The following is a 15968-nucleotide window of genomic DNA, read 5'->3' on the forward strand; positions in this document are numbered from 1 at the left end:
CAATGATCGCCTGGTGATATCAACTGCCGACGATCCTGGAAAGCGCCACTAGCAGCGCCACTGATAAGAGCAGCGCAACGCTCTGCCATACGGCGACGGGGTTGCGCTCCAGCAGGGATGGGCGCTGCGTGGCGAGGCGTGCGCCGCCGGGCTGGCACAAGTCGAAGGTGAACTCGGATAGCGCGGCGTAACGCTTGCTGGGGTCGGGATGCACAGCTCTCTTCAACACCTCATCCAGCCAGACTGGCAGATCCTGCCGGTATTGCAAGGCGCTCCGGTAGCCCAGCCGCAACTGCGCCGTCCGGGTGGATGCCTTGGCCACCTCGGTGCCATAGGGCAGCGTGCCGGTGAGCATCTGGTAGGCAATCACACCCAGCGAGAACAGGTCTGAGCGCGGCGACCCACCCAAGCCCAGGAAATATTCCGGCGCCGCGTATTGCACCGTGCCTGGCACCGGGTTCTGCGGGGCGCCGCCGTCAATCTCATCGATACCGGCGACCCGCACCGAGCCGAAGTCGATGATTTTAACCGTGCCGGCGTGATCGAGCATGATGTTCTGTGGCCGCAGGTCCTGGTGCAGCATGTCCAGGCGATGGAAAGCACGCAACCCCTGGGCGATCTGCCCAACGATGTCGCGCACCCGCTGCAGCTCTGGCAGTGGGTTGTCGAGCATCCATTGATGCAGGGTCTGGCCTTCGATGAACTCGTTGACGGTATACAGATAGCGGCGCTGACGGGCCGGCGCCGCTCTCACTACATGGGGACTGTGCAGCCGCCGGGCGACCCATTCCTCCAGCATCAAATGCTCCAGCGAGGCCAGATCCTGGCGCTGATCGATGGACGGCACCTTCAGCACCACGCGTTCGCCGCACTCGCTATCCGTGGCCAGATAAACATGGCTGCGGCTGCTGGCATGCAGTTCGCGCTCAATGGTGTAGCCATCGAAAACCGCACGGCTTTCCAGCAAGGGCGCTGGCGGCAGCTCAGTCAGTTGCCGGCTGTGTTCGAGCACGGTCGGTGCCGGCAGCCCGTCAATCCGCAGCAGCTGTACAGTCAGGTTGTCGTCACTGCCCCGCGCCAGCGCCTGTTCAATGATGCCCTCGGCGGCCGCCTGCAAGTCCTCTTCATGCTCACTGATCAAGCTCCTAAGCCGCGGCGCATCGATATGCTCGTGCACGCCATCGGTGGCCAGAATGAACAGGTCGCCGCGTTCAAGAGGCAGCGCCAGATAGTCGATCTCCAGGTGCGGGCCGACGCCCAGAGCGCGGGCCAGGTAACTGGTGTCAGCCGATACGCGCAGGCGGTGATCCCGGGTAAGTTGCTCCAGATCATGACCCCGAAGCCGGTAGATCCGCGCATCACCCACATGGAACAGGTAGGCGGTCGCGGACTTGATGATCAGCGCGCTGAAGGTACAGACATAGCCGCGGTCAGCGTCATGCCGATATTCACCCTGGCGCGTCTGCGAATGCAGCCAGGCGTTGATCGCTGCCAGCACCCGCTGCGCCGACTTGCGCACCGACCAGGCATCGGGCGTGCAATAGTAGTCCTCCAGAAACCCCGCCACCGCTGTCTGGCTGGCAATATGACTGACCGCGCTGCTGCTGATGCCGTCGGCCAGCGCCACCACCGTGCCCTTGGTGCTGAGCTGGGGCTCGGCCGGCAGGCAGGCGCCATGAAAGTCCTGATTGATGTCCTTGCGCCCTCGGTCAGAAGCCTGACCGAGGGCGATATCCAGACGCGGCGACGGTGACACCCGACCGCCATCCGGTCGGGCTTGCCTGGTGAGTGTCATGCCGCCTGGCGCAGTTGCGCACGCTTGGGTGCGGTGCGGATATGGGTGGTGTAGAGCGTCAGTCCGGTAAAGGCCAGGCCGCCCACCAGGTTGCCCAGTGCGGTGGGGATCTCGTTCCAGATCATGTAGTCCATCACCGAGAACTCACCGCCCATGATCATGCCGAAGGGAAACAGGAACATGTTCACCACCGAATGCTCGAAGCCCATGTAGAAGAACAGCATGATCGGCATCCACATGGCGATGGCCTTGCCACCGACGGTAGTAGAAATCATCGCACCGACCACGCCCAGCGAGACCATCCAGTTGCACAGCATGCCGCGCAGGAAGATCGTCGCCCAGCCGGCCGCACCATACTCTGCATATCCCAGGGTACGGCTTTCACCGATATGCGAGATCTTTGCGCCGATTTCCCCCGCCTCAATGGAAAAGCCATAGGTAAAGACGAAGGCCATCATGAACGCCACGGTCAATGCACCGGCAAAGTTGCCGAGAAATACCCAGCCCCAGTGGCGCAGAATATTGCCCGCGGTTACCCCCGGGCGCCGGTCCAGCAAAGCCAGGGGCGTGAGCATGAAGACCCCGGTGAGCAGGTCGAACCCCATCAGGTACAACATGATGAAACCAACCGGAAACAGCACTGCGCCCAGCAATGGCGAGCCGGTCTGGATGGTCACTGTAATGGCGAACACCGCTGCCAGGGCAAGAATGGCGCCGGCCATGAAGGCCCGGATCAGCGTGTCGCGGGTGGACATGAACAGCTTGGACTCACCGGCATCAACCATCTTGGTAACGAATTCAACAGGAACGAGATAGGACATGGGTTGCTTCCTTATGTAAGGGTCAGATGTTCATGGCACTGCGGTTACCGGGCGCGTAGATCTCCACCCGATCCCCCCTGAGCCGGGCCGGCCACACCTGCAGCGCCTGGTCTGGCTGCTCAAGACACTGTCCATCCTCCAGCCGGTAATGCTGTTTGTAGAGCGGCGACGCCACCACTGCCGCATCCTTGATGCGGCCGACCATTCCTCGACCGATAACATTGGCACCGGATTGCGGATCGCGATTGTGGATGGCGTAGACCTGCCCACCCGATCCGCCCTGCGGCAGATGAAACAGCGCGATCTGGGCCCCGGCGAACCAGGCGACCACGCCGGAATTGGCCACCAGATCCTGCCGATGGCACAGCGTGTGCCAATGGGCGACTGGATCGTTCGGTTCGATGCTGAGTGCTTGTGCCTGGGTCATCAGAGTGCCTCCTCGGTAACCGGGATGAGCGTCAGCTCGGTGGCGCGCGCCGGACGGCGCTGGCCACGTTCCTTGACGAAATGGATGTCCGGATCGCCGCGCCCGTCGTTAACGAAGGTGCGGAAACGCTTGAGCTTTTCCGGGTCATTGATGGCGTTGGTCCACTCGCATTCATAGCGGTCCACCACCAGTTGCATCTGGGTTTCCAGCTCGGCGGCCAGTCCCAGGCTGTCCTCGATAATCACTTCTCTCAGGTAGTCCAGCCCGCCCTCGAGGCTTTCGCGCCAGGTCGAGGTGCGCTGCAGCCGGTCGGCGGTACGGATGTAGAACATCAGGAAGCGATCGATGTAGCGCACCAGGGTCTGGTCATCCAGATCGGTGGCGAACAGCTCGGCGTGGCGCGGGCGCATGCCGCCGTTGCCTGCCACGTACAGGTTCCAGCCCTTGTCGGTAGCGATCACGCCGATATCCTTGCTCTGCGCCTCGGCACATTCGCGGGTGCAGCCGGATACGCCGAACTTGATCTTGTGCGGCGCGCGCAGACCCTTGTAGCGATGCTCCAGCTGCAGGGCCATGCCGACACTGTCCTGTACGCCGTAGCGGCACCAGGTGCTGCCCACGCAGGATTTCACCGTGCGCAGCGACTTGCCGTAGGCGTGACCGGTCTCGAAGCCGGCTGCGATCAGCTCGCCCCAGATGTCCGGCAGGTCATGCAACTGGGCGCCAAACAGGTCGATGCGCTGGCCGCCGGTGATCTTGGTATAGAGATCGTACTTGCGCGCCACCTCACCCAGCACGATCAACTTTTCCGGGGTGATTTCGCCACCGGCGATGCGCGGCACCACCGAATAGGTACCGTTCTTCTGCATGTTGGCCATGAAGGTGTCATTGGTGTCCTGCAGGGGCACCAGCGCCGGGTTCATGACCGGCTCGTTCCAGCAGGAGGCGAGGATCGAGCCCACTGCGGGCTTGCAGATGTCGCAGCCGAGTTCGCCCTTGCCATGCCGGGCCAGCACCTGTTCGAAACGGGTAATACCCTCTACGCGGATGATGTCGTAGAGTTCCTGGCGGGTATGGGCGAAGTGCTCGCACAGGCTGCGATCGACCACCACGCCCCGCGCGCTCAACTCATGCTCGAAGACCTGTTTGAGCAGCGCGCTGCAGCCGCCGCAGCCGGTGCCGGCCTTGGTATTGGCTTTCAGCTCGCCGAGGTCGGTGACGCCAGCGTCGACCTGGCAGCACACCGTGCCCTTGCTGACGTTGTGGCAGGAGCAGATGGTGGCCGCCGCCGGCAGCGCATCGACGCCCAGCGCCGGGCTGCCGCCGGATTGCGGCAGGATCAGACTGGCCGGCTCCTGCGGCAGCTTGATACCGTTCTGCGCATATTGCAGCAGGGTATCGTAGTAACTGTTATCACCGACCAGTACCGCACCGAGCACATGCTGGCCATCCGCAGAAACCACCAGCCGACGATAGGCGGCGGTGGCCTCGTCGATAAAACGGTAACTGCGCGATCCGGGGGTAGCGCCCTGGGCATCACCGATAGAGCCAACATCCACGCCGAGCAGCTTGAGCTTGGTCGACATATCCGCCCCGGTGAACGGCTCGCAGGTCTGGCCAAGCAATCGCGCCGCCACCAGCCGGGCCATCTGGTAGCCCGGCGCGACCAGGCCGAATACCTGCCCATTCCAGCTGGCGCACTCGCCGATGGCATGGATGGCCGGGTCGCTGGTGCGACAGTGATTGTCCACCACCACGCCGCCCCGTTCCGCCATGTTCAGTCCCGCGCTGCGTGCCAGCGCATCCTGCGGCCGAATGCCCGCGGAGAACACCACCAGATCGGTTTCCAGATACTCGCCATCGGCGAAGTTCATCCGCCAGCGGTACTCGTCACCCCGGATGATCGCGCTGGTGGCGCGGGACAGATGCACCGCCACGCCCAACGCCTCGATCCGCGCCCGCAGCGCGGCGCCGCCTTCAGCGTCCAGCTGCACCGGCATCAACCGCGGCGCGAACTCCACTACATGGGCCTCCAGCCCCAGGGATCGCAGCGCGTTCGCCGCCTCCAGTCCGAGCAGACCACCACCGACCACCACTCCGCGACGGGCACCATCAGCCGCCTGCCGAATGGCATCCAGATCATCCAGGGTCCGGTAGACCAGCCTTGAAGTACCTTCAGCGCCCTGGATCGGTGGCACGAAGGGAAAGGAGCCGGTCGCCAGCACGAGTTGGTCGTAAGCAGTGCGGCCACTGGCCGTGACTACTTGCCGATGATCGCGGTCGATCTCCAACACCGGCGTACCAAGGTGCAGGTGTACCCCCGGCTGCTGGTAGAGCGCTTGCTCCCCCATCGCCAGCGATTCCGCATCGCGCCCGCCGAAGTACTCGGACAGATGCACCCGGTCATAGGCCCGCTGGCGCTCTTCACCAAAGATATGGACTTCGTAATGAGACAAGGCGCCCAGCGCGATCAATTGCTCGACGCAATGGTGGCCCACCATGCCGTTGCCAATAACCACCAGCGTTTCCCGCCGGGTTGAAATGACATCCCCGCTCATAAGCCTTCCCTCTTCGCTCCAACCAAGTTATGCAGGAACTAGAGCAAGGGGCATGCCAGACAGCAGTATCGCGACTCGGGCCTGCCCGCAATGCCGCACGAATGCTGGGTTTGGAGGGTTTTCCAGGCGATGAGAGGATACTGGACGACCTGCGCGTAGCAGAGCAAGAGGCCCCTGATTGAACCATGGCAGGGCAACCCAGCGCACACAGGGCTCGCCTTTGGTGCGCCTCGCCCCGAGAAAGGCAAGAAACTCAAACGTTGGTGGGAGATCGGTCAGCAGATGAGCCGGAGGGGATCCGGCTCGGCTTCGGCGGTAAGCGATTGCTGGCAGTAACAGCTCAGGGTATCTGCAAATCGGATAAAGGCCGCTGGTGCCAGTCAGTTATCACTTGATGGCAATCGGGTTCACCATCATCTGTACGGCCCCTTTAATCTTCGGTTGTCCCAGGACGAACATGAACTCATGAACATTATCCCTGGCTAACTCGGCGGTGTTCATGTTTTCGAGGATGTAAACGCCATGCTTTGCGAGCAGTGTTTGATGAACTTCGAACACGCCGGTGCCGTCCTCGAAGGGAATGACCTCAAGTCCCCAGTTATCAGCCCCCACAGCAACGACTCCCTGTTCAGCCAGGTATTTCGCACCGTCGACGCCGAGGCCCGGCTGAGCCTTTCCAAATCGCTCGTTATCCTCACCGACCAGGCTGAGCCAGCCGGTATGGAAAAGTACCACGTCGCCTTCCTGAATTTTCACGTTCTGGGCTTTCGCGGCAGCGAGGATCTCTTCGCTATTGAAACCCTGTCCCTCGGTCAACATGCTCTGGCCGAAGTGCTCAGTCATGTCCAGTAGTACGCCACGGGTAACAATGGGAGGAATGCCTTCAGTACCGAGCTTCTTCAGGCCATCAACAGCCACGATATCCTCAGCTGCCAGTCCGTTGTAATGTTTGTGATCGATACCAATATGACCAAAGCCGTCGATCTGACTGCCAATGCCCAGCCACGTATGCAGAATGTCATCAGTACTGGTCAACTTGGTGGGTCCCAGAGGCTTGCCGCCAGCTCTGGGTTCCATCACGGTAATATCAAAGAAACGTGCGCCATAGGCCGGGAAGTCGCGATTCAGCTCCACACCCAGCGAATAGGTCTTGCCTTCAGTAACCAGGCGTGCCGCTTCCAGAGTACGCTCTGCGGAAAGGTAATTAGCGGCACCAATCGTATCTTCCTCGCCCCACTTCGATTTTTGCCAATCTTCGCTCGCCAGCACAACAGGTGCACTGGCGCCTAATAAAGTACCAGCAACTACCGCTGCCATGATGGGGTTCGTTGTCAACTTCATGCACTGTGCTCCATACATTTTTATTGGAATGATCATTTGCGTTAGGACTTGTTGCCGCTTTGATCCGACCCTTACCTATGAAAACAAGACCGTATATCTGACCTTCAACATCAATACGCGTTTTCAATGCGCCGATGACTACTCAGCTATGAACACTGATCGAAACTGCAGAAAACTCTGCGACACAAGATTATCTATAACAACCACTATTCAGGAATGACAGTAGAGGGTACCAGCGGCCGTTCGCGCGGATCGGCGATATCGATACCCAGCTGGCGGAAGCGTTCCAGAATGCGTCTATTGATCTCGCGCTGGACACCCCAACGGCCCTTGTCGGTACAGCGCATCTGGCCGGCCAAAGTGACCATGGAACCATCCACCGCGTCCACGCCCCAGACTTCCATATCCGCCAGAATCCGTGGTGAGAAAACCGGATCGTTACGCAGTGCTGCGCCAATCGCCTTCAGTTCTCCGATGGCCTGATTGATATCAGTGTCATAGCTGACGCTGATACGCACAGCCGCATTGCCGAGGCCGCGGTGCGCATTGTTGACCGTGGTCACCGAGCTGAACGGCACAATATGCAGCGAGCCATCACCGGCGCGCAGACGCACAGTGCGGATCGACAGGTTTTCCACGGTACCCGCCACACCGGCGACCGTCACCGAATCGCCAACCTGCATGGCGTTCTCCATCAGCAGGAAGATCCCAGTAATGAAATCCTGCACCAGCTTCTGCGAGCCGAAACCAATGGCTACACCTATGATGCTCGCACCAGCGATCAACGGCGTGGTGTTGACGCCGATCTGGTTCAACGCCGTCAGGCCGACGATCAGCGCAATAACCAGAAACAGCCCGGCGCGGAGCATGGGCAGAAGTGTATTGAGGCGCGCCGCACGTAACAGGTCGCCCTGCTCACGCCAGCGGGCAATACGCCGCTCAACGGAGACGTTGGTCGCTTGCCAGACCACCAGTGCAATCGCCACAGCAATGACAATGGTGACAAAAGCGGAAGCCAGGCTGCTACCAATGGTGCCAGGTGCAAACCATTGCAACGCATTCAGCCCCCAGGCCTGCAGCAGCGCAACCAGGGTGGCTACCGTAATCACCAGCGAGACCAACCAACGCAGCAGCGGGTAGTACTGCTCGGCAAGCTGACTGCGCAGATTGGCCGAACTATCCGGGCTGGGCTCATCCGACACATCCTCGCTGATACCCGCCAAACGCCCCAGGGCCCCCAGCGCCAATACAGCGGCCAGCCGGCCCAATACAATGATGGCGGCGGAAATGCCGATGAACTCCAGCAATTTGGTGAAGCCATCTTCGATGCGCAGCGCCCAGACCACCCAGCCGCCCATGATCAACACCGCCATCAACAGCGGCCAGACACCCGCCAGCCAGCGTCGCAACGCATATGCTGCACCGTCACGCTCGGGTGAACCGGCGATCCACACGGCCACCGGCTGGCGGAAACGAAACACCAGAAAGATCAGGGCCAGATGCACCATCAGGGAGGTCGTTTTGACAATCACCAGCTGGGCCTCGGGGTCGGTGCCGAGGATGCCAAGTGCATTACCAGTCGCGACACCAAAGGTCGCTAGAACAACCAGCCGACGCGTCCACCGATGTATCTGCTCAGCGGCGAAATCGCCCACCTGGATGATACGCAGGCAGGCATCCTTTGGTGCCAGCAACAGGCGCACCACGGCCATGACGACACGGGTGATCACATAGGCGTAAACAAACTCACGAGTCACCAGATGGGTACGCGCATCCAGTCCCGGCAACAGCTGCAGGACCAGCGCCGCGATGCCAAAAAACAGCCCCAATGGCAACAGATCCAGTACGAAGCCGGCCAGGGCAAAGGGCAATCGGCGCAATGCCTTCAGTTCGGATTCGACGGGGGAAGCAGCAGTCGAGGCCGCGGCAGTGGCGACTGCCGCTGAAGCGGCCCCGTTGGCAGACTCCACGGGCGAGTCTGCAGCGGAAGCATGGGGACCGACCGGTACTGCTTCCACATACTCAACCCCATCGCGCTGAGTCTGAACCAGCGCAGTGCTGTTATCCAGCGGACGCAGTGCAGCAAGGGCAACAGGGTCGGTGGTATCCGGAGCAGATACGGGAACAGATACAGGCGCGGGCGCCCGCAACTCTGCCTGGTTGGCGCTGGTCAACAGGCTGCGCACAGATCTGCGCAACGCGCGGCGCAGCAGCCATTCCAGACAAAAGCCGACGCCAAAGACGATAGTCAGATCCATCAGCGTCTGCAGCGCCAACATGCGCCCCACCTCATTGAGGAAGGTGGCCTGGAACCAGGCGGGCAGATCAGCCAGCGCCCGGGCAATCCGCACCAGCTGTGCATGCAGCCCATCAGCCCAATCACCGACTTGATCCATGGTGCGCGCAACCAGACCACCAGCTTCCAGCGGCACTATGGCGCTTAACGGCGACTCCTCCACAGCCGGCGCTTCATCATCGGCCGGCGCCTCGCTGGCTATAACCTCCAGCGCCCGCACCACCTCATTCCGCCGCTCGTCATCCTGCAGCGTATCAAGCACCTGTCGCGCTTGTGCCGGGTCCAGCTCTTTTTGGTCAGCCGTTTGTGCCGACACCGCAGCGACCGGCATGAACAGCAGAGCCAGCATCAACACAACAAACCCAGGCAGTTTCGATCTCAGCATAATATCCGTCCAATAAACATTGCCGGTCCGCCAGGCAGGCCAGCTGTTCACTATTCGAGCCTGCCCAGGCCTTTGGGGTTCAGCTTTATGCCAACCGGGCGTCCAGGCTGTTCTGAGCCAGGCGCTTGGCTTGGCTTTCTGTCATCCTCAAGCTTTCATGCAAAGCCATGAAATTCTCATTTACATAACCGCCGAAGTAAGCCGGATCGTCAGAGTTCACGGTGACGTTAACGCCCTGTTCCAACAGGCTCAGAATATTGTGATCTCGCATATCGTCAAACACACGCAGTTTGATGTTGGACAATGGGCACACGGTCAGCGGGATCTGCTCGTCGATCAACCGCTCAATGAGTACAGGATCTTCCGCTGCACGTACGCCGTGATCAATGCGACTGACCTTGAGCAGATCCAGCGCCTGCCAGATGTAGTCCGGCGGCCCCTCCTCGCCCGCATGAGCAACTGCCAGGAGCCCTTCGGCACGGGCCTTGGCAAAGACCCGTTCGAATTTGCTGGGCGGATGACCAAGCTCTGAACTGTCGAGCCCGACGGCAAAAAAAGCATCCCGATACGGCAAAGCCCGGGCGAGCGTCTCGAAGGCGTCATCCTCACTCAAGTGTCGCAGAAAGCTGAGGATCAGCCCACCCTCGATACCCAGCTGCTCTTTGCCATCACGCAGTGCTGTGGTTATCCCCTCAAGAGCCACCTCGAATGCAATGCCCCGCTCAGTATGCGTCTGAGGGTCATAGAACGGCTCGACATGTACTACTCCCTGGGCCTGGCAGCGCTGCAGGTAGGCCCAGGTGAGATCGTAGAAGTCCTGCTCCGTGCGCAGGACGTTCGCGCCCTGATAGTAGAGATCAAGGAACTCCTGGAGATTGCCAAAGGTATAAGCGCGGCGCAGATCATCCACATCCGCCCATGGCAGCTTGATACCGTTGCGCCCGGCAAGCTGAAAGAGCAGCTCTGGCTCGAGGGATCCCTCGAGATGCATATGCAGCTCCGCCTTGGGTAAAGCCGCCAACCATTTTTCGTTCATTGTTACCTCTGTGCCAAGGCGCTATGCCACCAGTAGAAACAAAAAAGCCCCACACCGTTTTCAGGTTGTGGGGCTTTTTGTCTGATAGCAATCAAAAACTGTCGAAGTCATTGATTACCACGTCATATGGCGGAGAGCCAGGGATTCGAACCCTGGGTACCCTTGCGGGTACAACGGATTTCGAATCCGTCCCGTTCGACCACTCCGGCAACTCTCCAAGTCGGCGCGCATCATAGCAGCTTCGCTGCGGCCGTTAAAGGGTCAGGACAGCGGAACACCCAGTCTTTGAGCGACTTCTTCATAGGCTTCGATGACGCCGCCGAGGCCCTGGCGGAAGCGGTCCTTGTCCATCTTCTTGCGGGTTTCCTTGTCCCACAGGCGGCAGCCGTCGGGGCTGAATTCATCGCCGAGGACGACGTCACCCTTGAACAGGCCAAACTCCAGCTTGAAGTCCACCAGCAGCAGGCCGGCGTCATCGAATAGCTGCTTGAGAACGTCATTGACCTGCAGGGTCAGTTCACGCATGCGCTGCAGTTGCTCGGCTGTAGCCCAGCCGAAGGTGACGACATGGGATTCGTTGATGAAGGGGTCGCCTTTGGCGTCGTCCTTGAGGAAGAGTTCAAAGGTCGGCGGCAGCAACTCTTTGCCCTCTTCAATGCCCAGGCGCTTGACCAGGCTGCCGGCCGCGTAATTGCGCACCACACATTCAACCGGGACCATGTCCAGTTTCTTGACCAGACATTCGGTGTCGGACAACAGCTTGTCGAACTGGGTCGGAATGCCGGAGTCCTGCAGTTTCTGCATGATGAAGGCATTGAAGCGGTTGTTGACCATGCCCTTGCGTTCCAGCTGTTCGATCTTCTTGCCATCGAAGGCCGAGGTGTCGTTGCGGAACAGCAGGATGAGGCGATCCGGATCATCGGTGGTATAAACCGACTTGGCCTTGCCGCGGTAGAGTTCTGTGCGTTTTTCCATTATCGGCTCCCGATATGCGCCAAATGAGGTTGGGTATTACCTGTAATGTCCTGCCACGGCAGGCCATGATTCTGTACTGCCAGCCGCAGCTCGCCCTCCCAGCCATCCAGTACTCTGGACAACTCGCCGAGGGCCAGCTCCGGTCGGTTGTTCTTTTCGCTGATATGGGCGATCGCGACGTATTTCAGCGCGCTCATGTCGATCGCTTCGAGCAATCCCGCAGCCTGCTGATTGCTCAGATGGCCGAGCTGACCGCCAACCCGAGCCCGCAAAAAAGGCGGATAAGGTCCGTTGGCCAGCATCAGCGGATCATAGTTGGCTTCGAGAAAAAGCGCATCCAGACCGCTGTACATTTCCGTAATCAACGGAGTGATCATACCGGTGTCGGTTAGCACACCCAGGCGATGACTACCGCTATCGAAGATGAACTGGCAGGGCTCGCGCGCGTCATGGGGTACCGGCACCGGGGTGACCCGGATTTCGCCGATAACCAACTCCTGACCAAAACGGATCAACTCCACCGGCAACGCCGTCTCACCCATGCCCAGATAGGTGCCAGCGGTCATGTACACCGGCAGACGATAGCGCTGCGCCAGACGCTCGACACCCTTGATGTGATCAGAGTGTTCATGGGTGACCAGTATCGCGGTCAGCTGATGCGGGCTCAGCCCCGCTGCGGCCAGCCGTTGCTCGGTGGCGCGCAGACTGAAGCCGCAATCCACCAGCAGCCGGGTCCGGCCATATTCAATCAGAGTGGCGTTGCCCCGACTGCCACTCCCGAGCGAGCAATAGCGCATTTCAGTTCAGATTGTCGTGGATCCGGCGGAGCAGTTCCCTGGCCTGGCTGGAATCGGTGCTGGTATCGATACTGTCTTCCACAGTGACCTGGATACGGTTGCCCACCGGCGTCAGTCGTACCTGGGTGCGCTGCGCGTTGTCCTGCTCAGGCTTGGCGTCACGGCCGAACAGCCGGCCGAAGAAACCGGGCTTGTCCGCCTCGGCGCTCTGATCGGGATTGACGTAGTAGACACCCGCGCTGCGGTTGATATCGGCGATCTGCACGTCCGCCTTGGCCAGTGCCTGACCCACCGCCGCCCAGGCGCGGTTGAAATCGGTCGACATGTTCAGCACCGGATTGCCGGCACCGTCCTGATCCAGCGTAGTGCGGCGAGCCGCTGGTGCTTCATCGACTGTCGACAGGGCTGCCGAATCCAGCTCACCGGCCTGGCTCAGGTAGGTTTCCAACTCGGCCAGCAGGGCACGCTCGAGGTTGCTGTTGTCCGAGACCGAAGGCCATTCGCTGCGGTCGCTGCCCTGGCTGCGCTGCATGTGCAGCACCTTGATTTCGCTGCTGCCGGATTGCACGCCCGGCTCCACACGGATGCGGAAGCGCTGTTCCTGCCCATCAGTGCGGCGATTGGCACCGACCGCAGGCAGCAGCCGGCGCATCAGCGGGTTATCGGCATCCTGGTCAAAGGCCAGCCAGCCGGTTTCCATTTCGCCGATGGTGGTGGACTCGGTAGCAACCGGCACCCGGTATTCACTGAGGAACTGACGCACCTGCGGCCACAGACTGGTCGGTGCGCGCTGCGCCTGCAACCAGCGCTCGCCGCCATTCTGCTGCATGGAGTATTCACTGAAATCCGCAGCGACGCTCAGCCCCTGGGGCCGCGGCAGTTCGAACTTACCTTCACTGGTGCTGGCGCCGCGCTGGCCGGGTACCGGCAGCAAATCGCCGATGGGCTTGCTGTTCAATTCGGCCGGGACCGTCATTCTCGGCTCCACCACAGCGGTGCGGTAATCGGAACCCCGATCACGGAAATAGCCGTCTTCGCCGAACAGGTAGCCACAGCCGCTCAGGCCGGCGCTGATCATTACCAGGGTCAGTGCGTTGAGCACAGGCTTCATTTGGAATTCCTTGATGGTATGGTTCCTCGGAGTCACAACAGGCCGCACTGCTTCAGGGCCTCACGTACTGCGGGCTGGCAATCTTCACTGAGGCTGGTCAATGGCAGGCGCAGACCGTCATCAACCAGACCCATTTCGTGCAGCGCCCACTTCACCGGAATCGGGTTGGACTCGATGAACAGCTTTTCGTGCAACGGCATGAGCATATCGTTCAAACGGCGGGCAGTGTCGGCGTCGCCCTGCAAGGCGGCAACGCACAGATCATGCATCGCCTTGGGGGCGACGTTGGCGGTAACCGAGATATTGCCTTTGCCGCCGAGCAGAATCAGCTCAACTGCGGTCGGGTCGTCACCGGAATAGATGGCCATGCGCTCACCGACGCGTTCGATCAATTCACGAGCGCGCTGCAGATCGCCGGTGGCTTCCTTGATGCCGATGATGTTGGGGATGTCAGCCAGCCGCACGACGGTATCGGGCAACATGTCACAGGCAGTACGTCCCGGCACGTTGTACAGGATCTGGGGAATGGCCACCGCCTCGGCAATGAACTTGAAATGCTGGTAGAGCCCTTCCTGAGTCGGCTTGTTGTAATACGGCGTGACCAGCAGGCAGGCATCGGCGCCCACACTGCGCGCCGCCTCGGTCAGCTCAACCGCTTCGCTGGTGGAGTTGGCACCGGTGCCGGCAATGACTGGAATACGGCCGGCAACCTGATCTACCACGCGGCGGATGACTTCCTTGTGCTCGTCCATGTCCAGGGTCGCGGATTCACCGGAGGTGCCCACCGCCACGATGCCATCGGTGCCCTGCTCCAGATGGAAATCGATAAGACGCTCAAGCGCCTGCCAGTCCAGGCTGCCACGCGAGTCCATGGGGGTTACCAGCGCTACAAGGCTGCCTGAAATCATGCAAGGGGCTCCACAAGGTATACGTTAATCGGCAATGGTACTTTCGCCATGGGTTCAGCACAAGGGAGGCCGGCTTCGTTAAGCGCTGCAGGGCAATAAAACTGATGGTTGAACCGCCGACGACAGACAGGGACAATAGACAGCTTGTCGCAACGCCATCATGCTGACGTCACGACCCGGCAATTCAGTCTTCGAGGAATCTTATGTCCACAGTGCCCAGCCCCCGGGAGCAATTCCTGGTGATCAATGCCATGGGGCAGCAAACCACCGCTCTGGCCAGCATGCTGACCCGCCTGTGCATGGAGCAGCGCTGCCTGATCGTCAGCAGCCGCATGAGCCGGCACGGCACCTGCACCGCATTGCTGCTGCAGGTCAGCGGCAACTGGGACGCCCTGGCGAGACTGGAAACCCTGCTGCCACCGCTGGCCAAGCGCGAACATTTCACGCTGTCCATGTACCGCAGCAGTGCGCTGGAAGAACGCCCCTCGGCGCTGCCCTACAACGTCTTCGTAACGGCAGCCCAACGCCCCGAACTGGTCGCTGAACTCTGCGCCTTCTTCCAGCATCTGGAAATTGACATCGAGGAAATGCTCAGCTTTACCTACATGGCTCAGCACACCGGCACCGCCATGTTGAATCTGACGCTGACCATTGCCATTCCGGTGAAAACCCAACTGAGCTGGTTGCGCGAGCAGTTCCTCGACTTCTGCGACGAACTCAACCTGGACGCCGTGATGGAACCCTGGCGTCCCCTTCACTGATACCGACCGCGAGACTGTCAATGAGCATAAAACTGGATTCCACCCTGCCCGACTTCACCGTGCCGGCCACCAGCGGCAAGACCGTCACTCTCTCGGAACTGGCCGGCAAGAAGGTGGTGATCTACTTCTACCCCAAGGATCACACCCCTGGCTGCACTACCCAGGGCCAGGACTTTCGCGACATGCATGACCAGTTTCTGGCAGCCGATACCCTGGTGTTCGGGGTTTCCCGCGATAGCCTGCGCACCCACGAGAATTTTCGCACCAAGCAAAGCTTCCCTTTCGACTTGATCAGCGACCCAGACGAGAGCCTGTGCCGGCTGTTCGATGTGATCCGCAAGAAGAAGCTGTACGGCAAGGAATACGAAGGCATCGAGCGCAGTACCTTCCTGATCGACCGCGAGGGCGTATTGCGCCGTGAATGGCGCAAGGTGAAAGTGCCCGACCACGTCGCAGAGGTGCTCGAAGCGGCGCGCGAACTGGCCTGATCAAGCTTGCGCTTTGCGCAACCAGTAATGAAACTCCCCCTCCTGCTCGCTGGCATGCAACAGAGCATGCCCGGCGAGTTCGGCAAAGCGGGTGATATCCCGTTGCGAGCCCGCGTCCGTGGCCGTCAGGTGCAATACCTGTCCCGCCTGCATACTGTTCAGCGCCAGCTTGGCGCGCAGCAGCGGTAGCGGGCAGGATAGCCCGCGGGCATCTACCAACTGGTCAGCCCGCAGTTCACTTTTTTCGTCAACCATGCTTACACTCCCGT

At 60.5% G+C, this 15968-nt stretch carries 14 protein-coding genes and 1 tRNA gene; 2 read left to right on the forward strand and 13 right to left on the reverse strand.

The annotated features are described in order from the left end of the window. Nucleotides 1-19 precede the first annotated feature (19 nt). From QAO71_RS11840 to dapA, 12 genes are all read right to left on the reverse strand, one after another. Nucleotides 20-1795, reverse strand: coding sequence for a bifunctional protein-serine/threonine kinase/phosphatase (locus QAO71_RS11840; RefSeq protein ID WP_280164511.1), 1776 nt, complete (start codon nt 1793-1795; stop codon nt 20-22). Further along, on the reverse strand, nt 1792-2616 hold the full coding sequence (locus QAO71_RS11845) for a formate/nitrite transporter family protein (RefSeq protein WP_036988630.1): 825 nt from the start codon (nt 2614-2616) through the stop codon (nt 1792-1794). The genes QAO71_RS11840 and QAO71_RS11845 overlap by 4 nt, the downstream gene beginning before the upstream one ends. 22 nt (nt 2617-2638) lie before the next feature. Next, a complete protein-coding gene (gene nirD / locus QAO71_RS11850; protein ID WP_036988625.1) occupies nt 2639-3043 on the reverse strand; it encodes a nitrite reductase small subunit NirD in 405 nt (134 codons plus the stop codon). Next, nucleotides 3043-5601, reverse strand: coding sequence for a nitrite reductase large subunit NirB (gene nirB, locus QAO71_RS11855; RefSeq protein WP_280164512.1), 2559 nt, complete (start codon nt 5599-5601; stop codon nt 3043-3045). Before nirB ends, nirD begins: the two co-directional genes overlap by 1 nt. A 387-nt stretch (nt 5602-5988) precedes the next feature. Then, nucleotides 5989-6942 (reverse strand): cyclase family protein, encoded by a 954-nt coding sequence (locus tag QAO71_RS11860; RefSeq protein ID WP_280164513.1) that lies wholly within the window; start codon nt 6940-6942, stop codon nt 5989-5991. Nucleotides 6943-7148: 206 nt separating this feature from the next. Continuing rightward, entirely contained in the window at nt 7149-9623 is a 2475-nt protein-coding gene (locus tag QAO71_RS11865) for a mechanosensitive ion channel domain-containing protein (RefSeq protein ID WP_143063004.1), read from the reverse strand. Between the two features lie 85 nt (nt 9624-9708). After that, nucleotides 9709-10659 carry an adenosine deaminase gene (locus QAO71_RS11870; RefSeq protein ID WP_036988620.1) on the reverse strand — a complete coding sequence of 317 codons (951 nt, stop codon included), beginning with the start codon at nt 10657-10659 and terminating at the stop codon, nt 9709-9711. A gap of 127 nt (nt 10660-10786) precedes the next feature. Next, nucleotides 10787-10876 (reverse strand) — tRNA-Ser (locus QAO71_RS11875). A 44-nt stretch (nt 10877-10920) separates the two neighbouring features. Continuing rightward, on the reverse strand, nt 10921-11634 hold the full coding sequence (gene purC, locus QAO71_RS11880) for a phosphoribosylaminoimidazolesuccinocarboxamide synthase (protein WP_036988619.1): 714 nt from the start codon (nt 11632-11634) through the stop codon (nt 10921-10923). Then, nucleotides 11634-12431: an MBL fold metallo-hydrolase gene (locus tag QAO71_RS11885; protein ID WP_051610705.1), complete on the reverse strand. Its 798-nt coding sequence runs from the start codon at nt 12429-12431 to the stop codon at nt 11634-11636. Before QAO71_RS11885 ends, purC begins: the two co-directional genes overlap by 1 nt. A 1-nt stretch (nt 12432) precedes the next feature. Continuing rightward, nucleotides 12433-13542 (reverse strand): outer membrane protein assembly factor BamC, encoded by a 1110-nt coding sequence (gene bamC / locus QAO71_RS11890; protein ID WP_036988618.1) that lies wholly within the window; start codon nt 13540-13542, stop codon nt 12433-12435. 32 nt (nt 13543-13574) lie between these two features. Beyond that, nucleotides 13575-14450: a 4-hydroxy-tetrahydrodipicolinate synthase gene (gene dapA, locus QAO71_RS11895; protein ID WP_036988617.1), complete on the reverse strand. Its 876-nt coding sequence runs from the start codon at nt 14448-14450 to the stop codon at nt 13575-13577. Between the two features lie 203 nt (nt 14451-14653). Between dapA and QAO71_RS11900 the strand changes: the two genes are divergently transcribed. Beyond that, the gene (locus QAO71_RS11900) at nt 14654-15211 is read left to right on the forward strand and encodes an ACT domain-containing protein (RefSeq protein ID WP_036988616.1); all 558 of its coding nucleotides are present in this window, start codon (nt 14654-14656) and stop codon (nt 15209-15211) included. Nucleotides 15212-15231: 20 nt separating this feature from the next. After that, entirely contained in the window at nt 15232-15699 is a 468-nt protein-coding gene (locus QAO71_RS11905) for a peroxiredoxin (protein ID WP_036988615.1), read from the forward strand. Here the strand turns inward: QAO71_RS11905 and QAO71_RS11910 are convergent, their stop codons facing one another. Next, entirely contained in the window at nt 15700-15954 is a 255-nt protein-coding gene (locus tag QAO71_RS11910; RefSeq protein ID WP_074777932.1) for a sulfurtransferase TusA family protein, read from the reverse strand. Nucleotides 15955-15968 lie beyond the last annotated feature (14 nt).

The sequence above is a fragment of the Halopseudomonas sp. SMJS2 genome (genome assembly GCF_029866945.1).
Classification (GTDB): domain Bacteria; phylum Pseudomonadota; class Gammaproteobacteria; order Pseudomonadales; family Pseudomonadaceae; genus Halopseudomonas; species Halopseudomonas bauzanensis.

Excerpts from the sequence above, each read along its gene's own strand:
- QAO71_RS11840 (WP_280164511.1), bottom strand. The coding sequence starts at position 1,795 with ATGACACTCACCAGGCAAGCCCGACCGGATGGCGGTCGGGTGTCACCG.
- QAO71_RS11845 (WP_036988630.1), bottom strand. The coding sequence starts at position 2,616 with ATGTCCTATCTCGTTCCTGTTGAATTCGTTACCAAGATGGTTGATGCC.
- nirD (WP_036988625.1), bottom strand. The coding sequence starts at position 3,043 with ATGACCCAGGCACAAGCACTCAGCATCGAACCGAACGATCCAGTCGCC.
- nirB (WP_280164512.1), bottom strand. The coding sequence starts at position 5,601 with ATGAGCGGGGATGTCATTTCAACCCGGCGGGAAACGCTGGTGGTTATT.
- QAO71_RS11860 (WP_280164513.1), bottom strand. The coding sequence starts at position 6,942 with ATGAAGTTGACAACGAACCCCATCATGGCAGCGGTAGTTGCTGGTACT.
- QAO71_RS11865 (WP_143063004.1), bottom strand. The coding sequence starts at position 9,623 with ATGCTGAGATCGAAACTGCCTGGGTTTGTTGTGTTGATGCTGGCTCTG.
- QAO71_RS11870 (WP_036988620.1), bottom strand. The coding sequence starts at position 10,659 with ATGAACGAAAAATGGTTGGCGGCTTTACCCAAGGCGGAGCTGCATATG.
- purC (WP_036988619.1), bottom strand. The coding sequence starts at position 11,634 with ATGGAAAAACGCACAGAACTCTACCGCGGCAAGGCCAAGTCGGTTTAT.
- QAO71_RS11885 (WP_051610705.1), bottom strand. The coding sequence starts at position 12,431 with ATGCGCTATTGCTCGCTCGGGAGTGGCAGTCGGGGCAACGCCACTCTG.
- bamC (WP_036988618.1), bottom strand. The coding sequence starts at position 13,542 with ATGAAGCCTGTGCTCAACGCACTGACCCTGGTAATGATCAGCGCCGGC.
- dapA (WP_036988617.1), bottom strand. The coding sequence starts at position 14,450 with ATGATTTCAGGCAGCCTTGTAGCGCTGGTAACCCCCATGGACTCGCGT.
- QAO71_RS11900 (WP_036988616.1), top strand. The coding sequence starts at position 14,654 with ATGTCCACAGTGCCCAGCCCCCGGGAGCAATTCCTGGTGATCAATGCC.
- QAO71_RS11905 (WP_036988615.1), top strand. The coding sequence starts at position 15,232 with ATGAGCATAAAACTGGATTCCACCCTGCCCGACTTCACCGTGCCGGCC.
- QAO71_RS11910 (WP_074777932.1), bottom strand. The coding sequence starts at position 15,954 with ATGGTTGACGAAAAAAGTGAACTGCGGGCTGACCAGTTGGTAGATGCC.